This is a genomic window from Sorangium sp. So ce448, assembly GCF_051520915.1.
Classification (GTDB): domain Bacteria; phylum Myxococcota_A; class Polyangia; order Polyangiales; family Polyangiaceae; genus Sorangium; species Sorangium cellulosum_B.
Genome location: NZ_CP150343.1, coordinates 8,476,764 through 8,489,766, shown reverse-complemented (window position 1 = coordinate 8,489,766; position 13,003 = coordinate 8,476,764). Strand labels below are relative to the sequence as shown.

The window sequence follows — 13,003 nt, the reverse complement described above, 5'->3', positions numbered from 1 at the left end:
GCGCCGTGCGTCCGGCCAGCGCGCTCTCCGCGCCGCCGTGGTTCTCGCTAGCTGCCCGTGCTCGACATCGCGCGCCGGAACGCGCGCATGTGGAACTCGCGCTGCTCGTCGGGATAGATGTGCTCCTGCCCGATCGGGCAGGCGCGGCGCGACAGGCACCCTCCGGTCATGCACGTTGCGCCCGGCCCGGCGTCGAGGTGGCCGACGCACGCGCCGACATCGTAGCTGCCAGGGGAGAACGCGGACACGGGGCAGGCGCTCAGGCAGGGCTGGCCGGCGCACGAGACGCAGGGGCTCGCCAGGTCCTCGCGGGGCGGGAGCGACAGCCGCTCCGCGAAGACGAGGGCGGCGCGGTACCCGTGCCAGAGGCCGAATCGCGGGTGGATGAGGATGGCGAGGGGCGACGGGGACAGCGCCTCGGCCTGCTGCGCCCAGCGCTGGAACGGCCAGTAGGGAGGGCCGGTGAAGGGAAACAGGGCCGTCGCGCCGAGCTCGGCCGCGAGCGGGGAGACGACCGCGACGGTCCAGTCGTCGAGCGCGAGATCAGGGGCGTCCTTGCGGGCCCGCGAGAACGCGCGCCACATCGACGGGCCGGCGTTGCCGAGCAGGACCAGCGTCCCCGCGGGGAGGTCACCCGCCGCCGGCGCGCCGTCGCCCTCGCGCGGGTGGAAGCCGCCGCGGAGCGGGAGGCCAGCGCGCTCGCAGCGCGAGGAGAGATCCGGCCAGCTGATCGGCATCCCCGCGCGATAGGGCGCCTGGGCCTGCGCGGCAAGCGAGCGGTGGCGCTCAGTTCACGTCGACGTAGAAGTCGAGGCTCTTCAGGTTCGCGTCGCTCCGGCGACCTCGGTGCTTTGCGTGTTCGCGTGGGAGCGCCGCTCGACATCGTCTTTTCGCCCATCGAGGGTCGGAGTCGCCAGAGAACGCTCGAACCGTGTCTCTCTGATCTTCATCGATGCTTCGAGTCGCTCGATGACGGATGAGGCTGTTGGGGGCGGAGATGAGTGCGTTCCGGGAAAGCGTGGAGCTGGGTGATCGAGTGCGCGTGCTCCTCCCCGGTTGCCACGTTCTGGTCTAGAGTGCCGTCGTGCCCCGGAGGCTCCACTGTCGGCTCGGGACCGCGGCAAAGTCCCCTCTCCCCCGCGCGTTCGCTCGCGCCGGACGCGCACCCGCGAGCGTGCCATGAGCCTGCCGCGCCCGCGGGTCACGCTCCACTTCGCCCAGACGCTCGACGGCCGGATCGCGGCCCGGGACCAGCGCGTCATGCTCAGCACGCCCGCCGGGCTGGTGTGCGCCCACCGGGCGCGCGCGGAGCACGACGCGGTGCTCGTGGGGATCCGCACCGTCGTGATCGACGATCCTCGGCTGACCCTGCGCGGGTGCGAGGGGCGCCAGCCGATGCGCGTGGTGCTGGCGAGCGCCCTCGGCATGCCGGAAGGGGCGCGCCTGCTGCAGCCGCCCGGCAGCGGGCAGCCGGCCGGCGGGCGCGTTGTCGTCTTCGGCGCGGCGGGGCGCGCGTCGCGCGCGGCGCAGGCGTGGATCGAGGAGCGCGGCGCAGAGGTGATCGTCGTGCCCGCGGACGACAGCGGCCTCGTCTCGCTGCCGCATGCGCTGGCCGAGCTCCACGCGCGCGGCGTGCGGCGGTTGCTCGTCGAGGGGGGCGGCGCCGTGCTCACCTCGTTCCTGCGCGCGCGCCTCGCCGACCGCGCGGAGGTCGAGATCGCGCCGCGCTTCCTCGGCGACACGGCGATCCCCGCGGTCGGCGCGCTGGGAGAGGCGCCGCTCGCGTCGGCGATCGACCTGCGCGAGCCGGCGGTCGAGCTCCTCGGGGGCAACGTGCTGCTGCGAGGGGAGGTGCGTTATCCCGACTGACGCGCCCGCGCCGCCCGGGGCCGTCACGCCGAGCGACGCCGCCCCGCCCCCCGCCCGGGAGCTCTGGTTCGTCCGGCCAGGGCTCGTCGAGGTGCGCCCGGGGGCCGCGCCGCGCGCGCCCGGGCCCGGCGAGGTCGTGGCGCGCGCGCTCGCGTCGGGCGTGAGCCAGGGGACGGAGCTGCTGCTCTTCCGCGGCGAGGGGCCGACGCCGTTCGACCCTTCGCTCGACGCGCCCGACGCTGAAGGCGCGCCGACCTACCCGCGCCGCTACGGCTACGCGTGGGTCGGCGAGGTCGTCGCCCGCGGCGAGGGCGCGGCGCTCGGGCCGGGCGACCGCGTCTTCGCGCTCGCGCCCCACGGCGATCTCCACCTGCTCGGGCCGGGCGCGGCGCGCGGCCTGCCGCGCTCGATCCCGGCCGAGCGCGCGGTGCTGGCCGCGAACCTCGAGACGGCGATCACGTGCGTGTGGGACGCGGGGGTGGGGCTCGGAGACGCCGTGGTGGTGCTCGGCGGCGGGGTCGTCGGGCTGCTCATCGTGGCGCTCGCGCGGCGCGCCGGGGCCGTGGTCCGGCTCGTCGAGCCGAGCGAGCGGCGGCGCCAGGTCGGCCTCGCGCTCGGCGCCGCGGCGGCGCTCCGGCCCGAGGACGACCGGCCGCGCGGCGACACGGACGTCGTGATCGCCGCGACCGGCCATCCGGAGGAGCTCGACCGCGCGATCGCGCACGCGGCGCGCGAGGCGACGGTGACGGTCGCGTCGTTCTACGGGGCGCGGACGAGCCCGGTCGCGCTCGGCGCGGAGTTCCACCGCCGGCGCCTGCGCCTGCGGGCGAGCCAGGTCTCGACGATCCCGCCGGAGCGCGCGCCCCGCTGGGACCACGCGCGGCGCTTCGCGCTCGTCCGCGCCCTCCTCGAAGACCCGGCGCTCGACGCGCTGCTGGACCCGTCCGTCCCGCTCGACGCGGCGCCGTCCGTGTACGCGGAGCTCGCGGCCGAGCCCGGGGCGCGGCTGCAGACGGTCTTCCGGTACGGCGCACGATCGGCTACGCGAGAGGCACCCTAGAAGTCAGAGGCCAGCCACCGCCATGTTCCTCCTCGGCGTCAGCGATCACGTGATGATCGCGCACAGCTTCTCCGATCCGTTCTTCGGCCCGGCGACCCGGATGCACGGCGCGACGTACTCCGTCGAGATCGAGATCCGCGCGAAGGCGCTCGGCCCGCACCACGTGGTCATGGACATCGGCGCGCTGCACGCGTCGCTGCGCCGGGTGCTCGACACGATCGACTACACGAACCTCGACGAGCACCCGGCCTTCCCCGGGCGCACCTCCACGACCGAGCGCGTGGCCGAGCACGTGGCCGGCCTGCTCGCCGAGGAGATCGCGAGGCTGCCCGCGGGAGAGGCGCCTTGCTCGGGCGCAACCCTGCGGGTGCTCGTCCGCGAGTCGCCCACGGCATACGCGGGCTTCGAGCGCGACCTCTAGGCTCCGTCTGACGAGCTGCTGCGTCGTCCGAACGGTCGGCCGAGCCCGCTTCATTAACTGCAGGCCTTCTCGCGTGCTCTCTCCGGCCTCAGGCCGCTAGCGACGCTCGTCCGGCAGAGCCGAGCGCCCCTGAGCCCGGTGAGGCGCGCCTGTCCGTCCGAGGCCGAGCGACCATTGGCTCGGCGCCTGCTCCGGCGCTCGCGCGGGAACAGGGCAGTCGAATTCGCCGCATAACAAGGCGGAGACCCCCTTATTCCTCTGACGAAGCGATCTTCACAGAGACGCCATGTAGCCCGTCCGGGGGCGCCCGGAGGAGACCCGTGGTGCCTCGCGGTATGCGATCGGAACCTCATAATTCGTCACGACGTCCGGAACCCGGTACCCCCCCGTTCCGTCTTCTGGGCCACAAAGGCGCCGCACATCAAGGCGACCCGCGCGGGGCTGGATCGATTTTTGTATTCATGTTGCATCAGCAACTCGATGCGAGAACGCGACCGAGCCTGCTCCGCCGCGTCCTCGTGACGTCGAGGGCCGCTGTACTGGATGACCCGACGAGCGCTCGCGTGGGACCGCGGGCGATAGCGCTCGGGGACGCGCGCAGCGCGCGTCGGACGGTTGCCTGGGCAAGGAGGACTGGATCTCATGAGCGATGAACCTGGATCTGCCGTCGTCGAGGGAGGCACAACCGGCAGGAGGGGGCAGGCGGTCCTGAAACGGGAGAGGGAGCGCCTCGTGGTGATCGGCAATGGGATGGCCGGCGCGCGGTTCGTGGAGGAGCTCGTCGCGCGGGGGGGCAGAAACCGCTTCGAAATCGTGATGTTCGGCGATGAGCCGTACGGCAATTACAACCGTATCCTGCTGTCGAACGTTCTCGCGGGAATCCAGGATCCGAAGGAGATCTTCATTAACCCTCTGTCCTGGTACGAGGACAACGGCGTCCGCCTCCACGCCGGGGTCCGGGTCGCCTCGATCGACCGCAGGAGCAAGATTGTCCGCGGCGCCTCGGGCGTCGCCGAGGCCTACGACAAGCTCGTCATCGCCACGGGGAGCCGCGCCTTCGTGCCGAGGATCGAGGGGCTGGAGCGGGAGGGGGGAGGGTACAAGAGCGGGGTCTTCGTGTTCAGGACGCTCGATGACTGCAGCGGCATCCTCGAGCACGCGAAGCGGTCGCGGCGGGCCGCCGTGATCGGCGGCGGGCTCCTCGGCCTCGAGGCCGCGCGGGGCCTGCTCGGGCTCGGCCTGGAGGTGCACGTGGTGCACCTGATGAAGCACCTCATGGAGGTCCAGCTCGACGCGGCCGGCGGAGCCGTGCTCCGGCGCGCGCTGGAGGACATGGGGCTCGCCGTCCACCTCGAGAAATCCACCCGGGAGATCCTCGGAGACGAGTGGGTCGAGGGGCTCCGCTTCGAGGACGGGAGCGAGCTCGCGTGCGATCTCGTGGTGATCTCCGCCGGCATCCGCCCGAACGCAGAGCTCGCGCGCGACGCGGGGCTCACCGTCGAGCGGGGGATCGTCGTGGGAGACGACCTCTGCTCGCCCGACGATCCGGACATCCATGCGCTCGGCGAGTGCGTCCAGCACCGCGGGCGCACCTACGGGCTCGTGGCTCCCCTGTGGGAACAGGCGCAGATCCTGGCCGATCGGCTCACGGAGCGCCGGCCCGACGCGGCGTATGCGGGCTCGAAGGTCTCCACCAAGCTCAAGGTGATGGGCGTCGATCTCCTGGTGATGGGGGAGCAGCGCGCCGCGAGCGACGCGGAAGAAGAGGTCGCCTACGCCGAGCCGTCGCGCGGGATTTACCGGAAGCTCGTGATCCGGGACGGGACCCTCGCGGGCGCCATCCTGCTCGGCGGCGGGGCGCCGGGCGGGAGGCTGCTCCAGGCGTTCGAGCGGGGCCTCAAGATCCCCGAGGATCGCGCGGCTCTCCTCTCCGCAGGGGCCCACGCCGGCGCGGGCGAGCCCAGCGTGGGGGACATGCCGGACGAGGCGCAGATATGCAACTGCAACGGCGTCTCGAAGGGTCAGATCGCCGCGGCGGCGCGGGGCGGGTGCCGCACCCTCCGGCAGGCGTGCGCCGCGACGCGCGCCGGGTCGGGCTGCGGGGCGTGCAAGCCGCAGGTGCAGGCCGTCCTCGAGCTGGTCCTCGGGAGCGGCGCGGCGGAGGACCCCTCGGCCCATTACTACGTGCCCGGCGTGCCCTACGCGAAGCCGGAGCTCGTCCGGCTCATCAAGGAGCGCGGGCTGCGCAGCGTCTCGTCCGTGTTCCGGGAGCTCGCGGGCGGGCAGGAGGACCTGGCGAGCAAGCCGGGGCTCGCCTCGCTGCTCAAGGGCATCTGGGGGAGAGAGTACGAGGACGAGCGCGACGCGCGCTTCATCAACGATCGGGTGCACGCGAACATCCAGCGCGACGGGACGTTCAGCGTCATCCCGCGCATCTATGGAGGCGTCACGACGCCCGCCCAGCTCCGGAAGATCGCCGACGTGGCCGAGCGCTACGAGGCGAGGATGGTGAAGATCACGGGCGGCCAGCGGATCGACCTCCTCGGCATCGAGAAGGAGCGGCTGCCGGACGTGTGGCGCGACCTGGGCATGCCGTCCGGTCACGCTTACACCAAGGGATTCCGCACATGCAAGACGTGCGTCGGCAGCGAGTTCTGCCGTTACGGGGTCGGAGACAGCACGGCGCTCGGCATCGCGATCGAGCGCCGATTCCAGGGGTTCGAGGCGCCCCATAAGCTGAAGCTCGCCACCGCCGGCTGCCCTCGCAACTGCTCGGAGGCGACGACCAAGGACGTGGGCGCCGTCGCCATCGAGGGAGGCCGGTGGGAGATCTACGTGGGCGGCGGGGCCGGCTCGCGCGTCAGGAAGGGAGATCTGCTTTGCGTGGTTGATACGCAGGAGGAGGTCATCAGGTACGCGGGCCGCTTCATGCAGTATTACCGAGAGCAGGCCAGGTACATGGAGCGCTCGTACGATTTCGTCGAGCGGGTCGGGATCGAGAGAGTGCGGCGGGTGATCGTGGACGACGCCGAAGGGGTCGCGGCGCGCCTCGACGCGGAGGTCCAGGCTTCGGTCGACGCCTACGCGGACCCCTGGAGCGAGGCCGACAGCCCGATCCATCCGTCCCAGTTCACGACCCTGCTCCCGCCGCCGAGCGGCGCGCCCGCGCAGGCGGAATAGGCGGTGGATCGGCGGAGAGGAGCGCCGGGCCAGCGCCCGGCGCCCGCGGAGGCGAGGGGGGCATCCGGCCGGCACACGCGCCGGCAGGGGAGGAGCTCGGGTGATGAGTGAGGTCGCGCTGAAGGAGATGGCTGTCTTCAACCTTGGCCCCCTGGGCCAGATACCCGAAGGAGAAGGGAAGGCGTTTCATGTCGACGGCTACGAGGTGGCCGTGTTCCGGACGCGGGCAGGGGAGCTGTTCGCCGTGCAGGCGCGCTGCCCTCACCGGGGAGGGCAGCTCGCGGACGGGCTCCTCGGGGGCAACGTCGTCCAGTGCCCTCTTCACGGGCTCGCCTTCGACCTGTCGACCGGTCACCCGATCGGCGCCGAGTGCAGCGCGCTCGCGTGCTTCGAGGTGGAGCTGAGCGCGTCGGGGGAGATCCTCGTCCGCCTCTCGCGCCCCGAGGCGGGCTGCTCCCCCTTTCCGCGCGAGGAGCGACCCGCGCTGGCGCTGCTGCGGAGCGAGCGCGGAGCTTGCGGCGCATGATGGACGGCACCGTACAAGCCATCCTCGCGCCGCAGCGCGCCCCGCTCGCGCACTGGGGCGCGGTCCGCAACGGGACCGTCGCCGCCGCCGCGCTCGCGGCGCTCATCGTCCTCGGAAGCCGCGATCTCGCCGACTTCGACTCCGCGCTCGTGGGCTACACCTTCGCGTGCCTCTTCATGACCTTCGGGGTCGTTTACCGGTACTCCGTCTGGCTCAGCAAGCCGCCGACCCGCAAGTTCTGGGTCCGCGGCGTAGAGGTGCTCTTCTCGCCGCGCCGCTGGCCGCGCATTCGCCGCCCGACGCTCGTCGTCAAGGCGCTGTGGTCGAAGATCATCGCGCAGGATTTCATCCTGCGCCGCGGCCTGACCCGGTGGATCGCGCACATGCTCATCGCGTGGGGCTGCGCGCTCGCCGCGGCCGTGACGTTCCCGCTCGTGTTCGGCTGGCTTCACTTCGAGTCCGGCGCGGGCGCGGTCTATCGCGTGGTGCTCTTCGGATACCCCGTTTCGGAGATCCCGGTCCACGGCATCGTGGGGTGGGCGGTCTTTCACGCGCTCGTCGTCAGCGGCCTCATGGTCATGCCGGGGGTGATGCTCGCCATGCTCCGCCGCATGCGGGAGGGCGGCGCGGTGGCGGCACAGCGCTTCGAGCGCGACCTCCTGCCGCTCCTCCTGCTCTTCGCCGTGAGCGCGAGCGGGCTGTTGCTCTGGGTGAGCTACGAGTGGCTGCACGGGTATTTCTACGGCGCGCTCGCCCAGCTCCACGCGCTGACCGTGATCGTGACGCTCGTTTACCTGCCGTTCGGCAAGCTCTTCCACGTGTTCCAGCGCCCCGCGTCGGTGGGCGTCACGTTCTACAAGGAGGCGGGCGACCGGGGCGAGAAGGCGGTCTGTCCGGTCACGCGCGAGGCGTTCGCGGCGAAGCTCCAGACCGACGATCTCAAAGGGGTGCTCGAGGAGGTGGGGTTCGACTACGCGGCGCGGACGGGGACCGGACCTGCGTGGAGCGAGATCTCCCCGCGGGGCCGGCGGATGCTCATCGGCCGCGCGCACCACCGCGCGCGCTGCGGCCGCTTCTCGTGAGTAACGGAGCCGAGGAGACGACATATGGCTCACCTGAGATTGCCTATTTCCGACTACATTCGTGAGTACGGACCGCACGTCTCGGACTCGCCCGTGACCGGGTGGGGGCCGAAGCCCGAGCCCGACAGGCTGGTCGAGACGCACTGCTGCTTCTGCGGGATGCAGTGCGGCGTGAAGCTGCAGGTCAAGAGCGGCCGTGTCATCGGCATCGAGCCGTGGGAGGAGTTCCCGTTCAACGAGGGGCGGCTCTGTCCGAAGGGGGTCAAGCGGTACATGCAGACGCACCACCCCGACCGCCTGACCGACCCGCTGATCCGCGAGGGGGCCGGGTTCAGGAAGGCGGGCTGGGACGAGGCGCTCGATCTCGTCGCGTCGAAGGCGCGCGCGATCCAGGCGAAGCGGGGCAAGGACGCGTTCGCGATGCTGAGCGGGGTCTCGCTGAGCAACGAGAAGAGCTACCTCGTGGGCAAGTTCGCGCGCCTCGCGCTCGGCACCGCCAACCTGGACTATAACGGCCGGTTCTGCATGGTCTCCGCGGGCGCGGGGAACAAGAAGGCGTTCGGGATCGACCGCGTCGCGAACCCGTGGGACGACATCCCCGAGGCCGGCGTCGTGCTGCTCGCGGGCACCAACGTGAGCGAATGCTTCCCGACGCTGACGCACTACATCTGGAAGGCGCGCGACCGGGGAGCGAAGCTCATCGTGATCGATCCGCGCGAGACGCCCATCGCCCGCACCGCCGACCACCACGTCGCGCTTCGCCCGGGGACCGACAGCGCGCTCAACCAGGCGCTGCTCCATGAGCTCGTCGCCAACGGCTGGTTCGACCGGGAGTTCGTCGAGCAGCGCTGCACGGGCTGGGCCGAGCTCCGCGCCTCGGTGGAGCGCTGCACGCCCGAGTGGGCCGGCGAGATCTGCGGCGTCCCGGCGGCGCTCATCCGCGAGGTCGCCGCGGCGTGGGGGCAGGCGAAGACGAGCTTCCTCCTGCACGCGCGCGGCGTGGAGCAGCACACGAAGGGTGTCGAGAACGTCCTCGGCCTGATCAACCTCGTGCTCGCCACCGGCAGGATCGGCCGCAGGGGCTGCGGCTACGGGACCATCACGGGGCAGGGCAACGGGCAGGGCGGGCGCGAGCACGGGCACAAGTGCGATCAGCTCCCCGGCAACCGCGACATCGAGAACCCGGAGCACCGCAAGCACATCTGCGATGTCTGGCGGATCTCCGACGCCGAGCTGCCGCGCAAGGGCAAGACGACGGTGGAGATCGTCGAGGCGATCCACGCGGGCGGGATCCGCGGGCTCCTCAACATCTGCTTCAACCCGATGGTCAGCCACCCCGACACGGGCTTCGCCCGCGAGGCGCTCGAGAGGCTCGAGTTCTTCTGCGTCATCGACTTCTTCATGAGCGAGACGGCCCGCTACGCCGATGTCGTGCTGCCGGGCTCGCTGCACGAGGAGGAAGAGGGCACCTCGACGACGGCGGAGGCCCGCGTGGTGCGCGTCCGCGCCGCCGTGGAGCCGCCCGGCAACGCGCGGCGGGACACGTGGATCCTCCTCGAGCTCGCGAGGCGGCTCGGGAAGGAGGAGCACTTCCGCTTCTCGAGCAGCGAGGACGTCTTCAACGAGCTGCGCCGCGCGAGCGCGGGAGGGACCGCCGATTACGCGGGCATCACCTACGAGCGCGTGGAGCGGGAGATGGGGGTGTTCTGGCCCTGCCCGTCGGAAGGGCACCCGGGCACCCCGAGGCTCTTCGAGGACGGGAGGAGCTACCACCCCGACGGCAAGTTCAAGCTGCTCCCCACGCCTTACCGCCCGAGCGCGGAGGTGCCCGACGCGGAGTTTCCGCTGTACATGACCTCGGGCCGGAGCGTGTTTCATTACCTCAGCGGGACGCAGACGCGGCGGATCAAGTTCCTTGTCGAGAAGAGCCCCGGGCCGATCTGCGAGATGCACCCCGCGCTCGCGACGCGGCTCGGCCTCGTAGATCGGCAGCTGGTCACGGTCGAGACCCGGCGCGGCGGGATAACGGTCCCGCTCCGGATCGTCGAGACGATCCGCCAGGATACGGTGTTCCTCCCGTACCACTGGCCCGAGAAGCTCGCCGCCAACCAGCTCACGGTCCGCGCGCTGGATCCCGTGAGCAAGATGCCGGAGTTCAAGGTCGCGGCGTGCAGGGTGCGCGCCGCCACGCGCGGCGAAGCCGAGCTGGCGCGGTCGCTGTTCGCCGAGCTCAAGCTGGAGGCCTCATGAGCGCTGTGGTGCGTGATTTCTTCATCGATTTTCAGCGGTGCATCGGCTGCCAGGCGTGCGCCGCGGCGTGCTCGGAGTGCCACACGCACCGCGGGTTGCCGATGGTGCACGTGGACCTGGTCGCGCCGGGCGTGTCGCTCCAGACCGCGCCGATGGTCTGCATGCATTGCGCCGATCCGACCTGCGCGTCGGTCTGTCCCGCGGACGCCATCAAGGTCGACGAGCACGGGATCGTGCACTCGAGCCTCAAGCCCCGGTGCATCTCGTGCGGCAATTGCGAGCTCGCGTGTCCGTTCGGAGTCCCGATCATCAAGATGGAGATCCAGCAAATGCAGAAGTGCGACATGTGCTTCGACCGGACGAGCGCAGGGAAGAAGCCGATGTGCGCGACGGTCTGCCCTACGGGCGCGCTCTTCTACGGGACGCGCGAGGAAATCGCGCAGCAGCGGCCTGCGAGCAAGCCGATCAACCGCTGGCGCTTCGGCAAGCAGCGGATCGCGACGCGCGTGCACGTGATGGTGCCGCACGACGTGGACGAGATGGCGGTCGACCTGCCCGCCTTCGACGAGGGCGGCGGCCCCGCGGCGCTCGCGACCGCGCTGGCGGCGGGCGCGCGCGACGGGCGCGCGCCGGAGGAGGCGGGGCCGGAGGCGGAGTTTCTGTGATGGGCGCGGAGGATCTGCCCAAGTGGCGAGAAGACTTCCCCTACGAGTCCGAGGGCGATGACCACGTGACCCGCCGCGACTTCGCCCGCTTCCTCGTGCTGCTGAGCGGCGGGCTCGCGACCGGCAACGCCGTGGTGTACCTCCGCTCGCGCCGCCCGCCCGCGGAGCCGTCCGGCCGCATGGAGATCGCGCGGGTCGGCGATCTCGCGCCCGGGAGCGCCGTGATCTTTCGCTACCCGGACGAGACGACGCCGGCGCTGCTGATCCGCCGCGAGAACGGCGAGCTCCTGGCGTTCGAGCAGAAGTGCTCCCACCTCGGATGTCCGGTCTCCTATGCGCGGGAGGGCGGGGAAGAGTGCCTCCGGTGCTACTGCCACAACGGCCGCTTCGACGTGGCCTCGGGCGAGGGCACGTCCGGTCCGCCGCGCGACCTGCGTCCGCTCGGGCGCATCGCGCTGGAGGTCGAGGGCGGCAAGGTGTTCGCGGTAGGCCTCTCGCGGCGGCGTGCGACGTGAGGTGAGCGATGCCGATCCCTGGACCGAAACACGATCTGCGCCCTGGAGCGAAGGGCGCGATGGGCGCGAGGCTGCTCGCCGTGGCGATGCTCTGCGCGTTCCAGTACTGGCTGCTGACGTCCACGGTCGAGGCGTACAACGGCGGCGATCGCGACATCCCGCTGCCCGCGCTCGCGACCTCGCTGGTGTGCTTCGCGCTGGGCGCCGGCCTCGTCGCGGCGGGGGAGCTGTCGGCGTGGAGGGCGCGCCGGTAGCCGCCGCGCGACGCGTGACGCCCGGGCGCGGCGCCTGGCCGCCCGCGCGGGGCTGGCCAGGTCCCGTGGTACTGGGTTGACGCATGCGCATCGCCTGGATCGTCTACGGCGCCCTCGACCAGACAACGGGCGGCTACATCTACGATCGGCTCGTCGTCGAGCGGCTGCGCGCCCGGGGCGACGCCGTGGAGGTCGTGTCCCTCGATCCGGCGCCGCGGTCGCGGGCGCTCGCCGGCCTCGCCCTCGCGCGGCGCCTCGCGCGGATCGACCCCGCCGTGGTGGTCGGCGACGAGCTCTGCTTCCGGGAGCTCGGGCCGGCGTTCGCGGCGCTGCCGCGGCGGATCGCGCGCGCGCTCCTCGTGCACCACCTGAGCGCGTGGGAGCTCCCGCCCGGCCCGCGGCGCGCGGCGCTCTCGCTCGCGGAGGCGGCGGTGATCCGCCTGTGCGACGCGCACCTCGCGACGAGCGCGACGACCGCGGCGCGGCTCCGGCGCGAGCTCGGGCTCGCCCGGGTCGACGTGGCGACGCCGGGCGCGGACCGGCTCCCCTTGCTCCCCCGCGCCCGGCGGGACGGCGGCCCGCTGCGGCTCCTGTTCGTGGGGAGCTTCATCCCGCGCAAGCGGCTGCTGGAGCTCCTCGCGGCGTTCGAGCGGGTCGGGAGCGCGCATGCCACGCTCGTGCTCATCGGGGACGCGGCGCGCGACCCGGCCTACGCCGGGCGGGTGCGCCGCGCGATCGCCGGCTCCGCGTTCCTGCGGGCGCGCGTCTCGACGCCCGGCGTGCTCGGGGACGAGGCGCTCGCGGCCGAGCTCGCGGCGGCGGACGCGCTCGTCCTGCCCTCGTCGCTGGAGGGCTACGGCATGGTGCTCACGGAGGCGGTCCGGGCCGGCGTTCCGGTGCTCGCCGCCCGCGCCGGCGCGATCGCGGAGGCGGTCCAGGACGGCGCGGAGGCGCTGCTCTGGGACGACGTCGAGGGCCCCGCGCCGGCGCTCGCCCGCTTCCTCGAGGACGGCGCTCTCCGGGCGAGCATGAGCCGCGCGGCGGCCGTCCGGGCCGCGACGCTGCCCACCTGGGACGGCACCGCGGCCGCGGTGCGCGCGGCGCTCGCGCGCGCGGATGAGCGGGTGAGCGGATGACCGGCTCGGCCAAGAGCGGGCAGGATCGCGCCGCGCCGGGGCGCC

The 13,003-nt window shown here is 72.4% G+C and carries 12 protein-coding genes; 11 read left to right on the top strand and 1 reads right to left on the bottom strand.

What is annotated here, in order from left to right; translation table 11 throughout:
• Positions 1 to 47: 47 nt before the first annotated feature.
• Positions 48 to 737, bottom strand: coding sequence for a hypothetical protein (locus tag WMF45_RS32005; RefSeq protein WP_437708835.1), 690 nt, complete (start codon positions 735 to 737; stop codon positions 48 to 50).
• A gap of 442 nt (positions 738 to 1,179) precedes the next feature.
• On the opposite strand from WMF45_RS32005, the gene WMF45_RS32000 reads away from it, so the two are divergent.
• The 11 genes from WMF45_RS32000 to WMF45_RS31950 all read left to right on the top strand — a co-directional run bounded on the left by WMF45_RS32000 (position 1,180) and on the right by WMF45_RS31950 (position 12,958).
• A complete protein-coding gene (locus WMF45_RS32000) occupies positions 1,180 to 1,869 on the top strand; it encodes a RibD family protein (protein ID WP_437708834.1) in 690 nt (229 codons plus the stop codon).
• Positions 1,870 to 1,960: 91 nt separating this feature from the next.
• Complete coding sequence (locus tag WMF45_RS31995; RefSeq protein WP_437708833.1) at positions 1,961 to 2,929, top strand: zinc-binding dehydrogenase; 969 nt, start codon at positions 1,961 to 1,963, stop codon at positions 2,927 to 2,929.
• Between the two features lie 22 nt (positions 2,930 to 2,951).
• Positions 2,952 to 3,350, top strand: a complete 399-nt coding sequence (locus tag WMF45_RS31990; protein WP_437708832.1) for a 6-pyruvoyl trahydropterin synthase family protein — start codon at positions 2,952 to 2,954, stop codon at positions 3,348 to 3,350.
• Positions 3,351 to 3,992: 642 nt separating this feature from the next.
• Positions 3,993 to 6,530, top strand: coding sequence for a nitrite reductase large subunit NirB (nirB, locus tag WMF45_RS31985; protein ID WP_437708831.1), 2,538 nt, complete (start codon positions 3,993 to 3,995; stop codon positions 6,528 to 6,530).
• 103 nt (positions 6,531 to 6,633) lie between these two features.
• Positions 6,634 to 7,056, top strand: coding sequence for a Rieske (2Fe-2S) protein (locus tag WMF45_RS31980; protein ID WP_437708830.1), 423 nt, complete (start codon positions 6,634 to 6,636; stop codon positions 7,054 to 7,056).
• Entirely contained in the window at positions 7,053 to 8,138 is a 1,086-nt protein-coding gene (locus WMF45_RS31975; protein ID WP_437708829.1) for an MFS transporter, read from the top strand. Before WMF45_RS31980 ends, WMF45_RS31975 begins: the two co-directional genes overlap by 4 nt.
• A gap of 24 nt (positions 8,139 to 8,162) precedes the next feature.
• Positions 8,163 to 10,388 (top strand): molybdopterin oxidoreductase family protein, encoded by a 2,226-nt coding sequence (locus WMF45_RS31970; protein ID WP_437708828.1) that lies wholly within the window; start codon positions 8,163 to 8,165, stop codon positions 10,386 to 10,388.
• On the top strand, positions 10,385 to 11,053 hold the full coding sequence (locus WMF45_RS31965) for a 4Fe-4S dicluster domain-containing protein (protein WP_437708827.1): 669 nt from the start codon (positions 10,385 to 10,387) through the stop codon (positions 11,051 to 11,053). The genes WMF45_RS31970 and WMF45_RS31965 overlap by 4 nt, the downstream gene beginning before the upstream one ends.
• Positions 11,053 to 11,568 (top strand): ubiquinol-cytochrome c reductase iron-sulfur subunit, encoded by a 516-nt coding sequence (locus tag WMF45_RS31960; protein ID WP_437708826.1) that lies wholly within the window; start codon positions 11,053 to 11,055, stop codon positions 11,566 to 11,568. Before WMF45_RS31965 ends, WMF45_RS31960 begins: the two co-directional genes overlap by 1 nt.
• A gap of 8 nt (positions 11,569 to 11,576) precedes the next feature.
• Positions 11,577 to 11,822: a DUF6755 family protein gene (locus WMF45_RS31955; protein WP_437708825.1), complete on the top strand. Its 246-nt coding sequence runs from the start codon at positions 11,577 to 11,579 to the stop codon at positions 11,820 to 11,822.
• Between the two features lie 83 nt (positions 11,823 to 11,905).
• The gene (locus WMF45_RS31950) at positions 11,906 to 12,958 is read left to right on the top strand and encodes a glycosyltransferase family 4 protein (RefSeq protein WP_437708824.1); all 1,053 of its coding nucleotides are present in this window, start codon (positions 11,906 to 11,908) and stop codon (positions 12,956 to 12,958) included.
• The last annotated feature ends 45 nt before the right edge of the window (positions 12,959 to 13,003 follow it).

Bases quoted from the DNA above. Each gene is read 5' to 3' on its own strand.
- WMF45_RS32005 (WP_437708835.1), bottom strand. From the start codon at position 737: ATGCCGATCAGCTGGCCGGATCTCTCCTCGCGCTGCGAGCGCGCTGGC.
- WMF45_RS32000 (WP_437708834.1), top strand. From the start codon at position 1,180: ATGAGCCTGCCGCGCCCGCGGGTCACGCTCCACTTCGCCCAGACGCTC.
- WMF45_RS31990 (WP_437708832.1), top strand. From the start codon at position 2,952: ATGTTCCTCCTCGGCGTCAGCGATCACGTGATGATCGCGCACAGCTTC.
- nirB (WP_437708831.1), top strand. From the start codon at position 3,993: ATGAGCGATGAACCTGGATCTGCCGTCGTCGAGGGAGGCACAACCGGC.
- WMF45_RS31980 (WP_437708830.1), top strand. From the start codon at position 6,634: ATGAGTGAGGTCGCGCTGAAGGAGATGGCTGTCTTCAACCTTGGCCCC.
- WMF45_RS31975 (WP_437708829.1), top strand. From the start codon at position 7,053: ATGATGGACGGCACCGTACAAGCCATCCTCGCGCCGCAGCGCGCCCCG.
- WMF45_RS31970 (WP_437708828.1), top strand. From the start codon at position 8,163: ATGGCTCACCTGAGATTGCCTATTTCCGACTACATTCGTGAGTACGGA.
- WMF45_RS31965 (WP_437708827.1), top strand. From the start codon at position 10,385: ATGAGCGCTGTGGTGCGTGATTTCTTCATCGATTTTCAGCGGTGCATC.
- WMF45_RS31960 (WP_437708826.1), top strand. From the start codon at position 11,053: ATGGGCGCGGAGGATCTGCCCAAGTGGCGAGAAGACTTCCCCTACGAG.
- WMF45_RS31955 (WP_437708825.1), top strand. From the start codon at position 11,577: ATGCCGATCCCTGGACCGAAACACGATCTGCGCCCTGGAGCGAAGGGC.
- WMF45_RS31950 (WP_437708824.1), top strand. From the start codon at position 11,906: ATGCGCATCGCCTGGATCGTCTACGGCGCCCTCGACCAGACAACGGGC.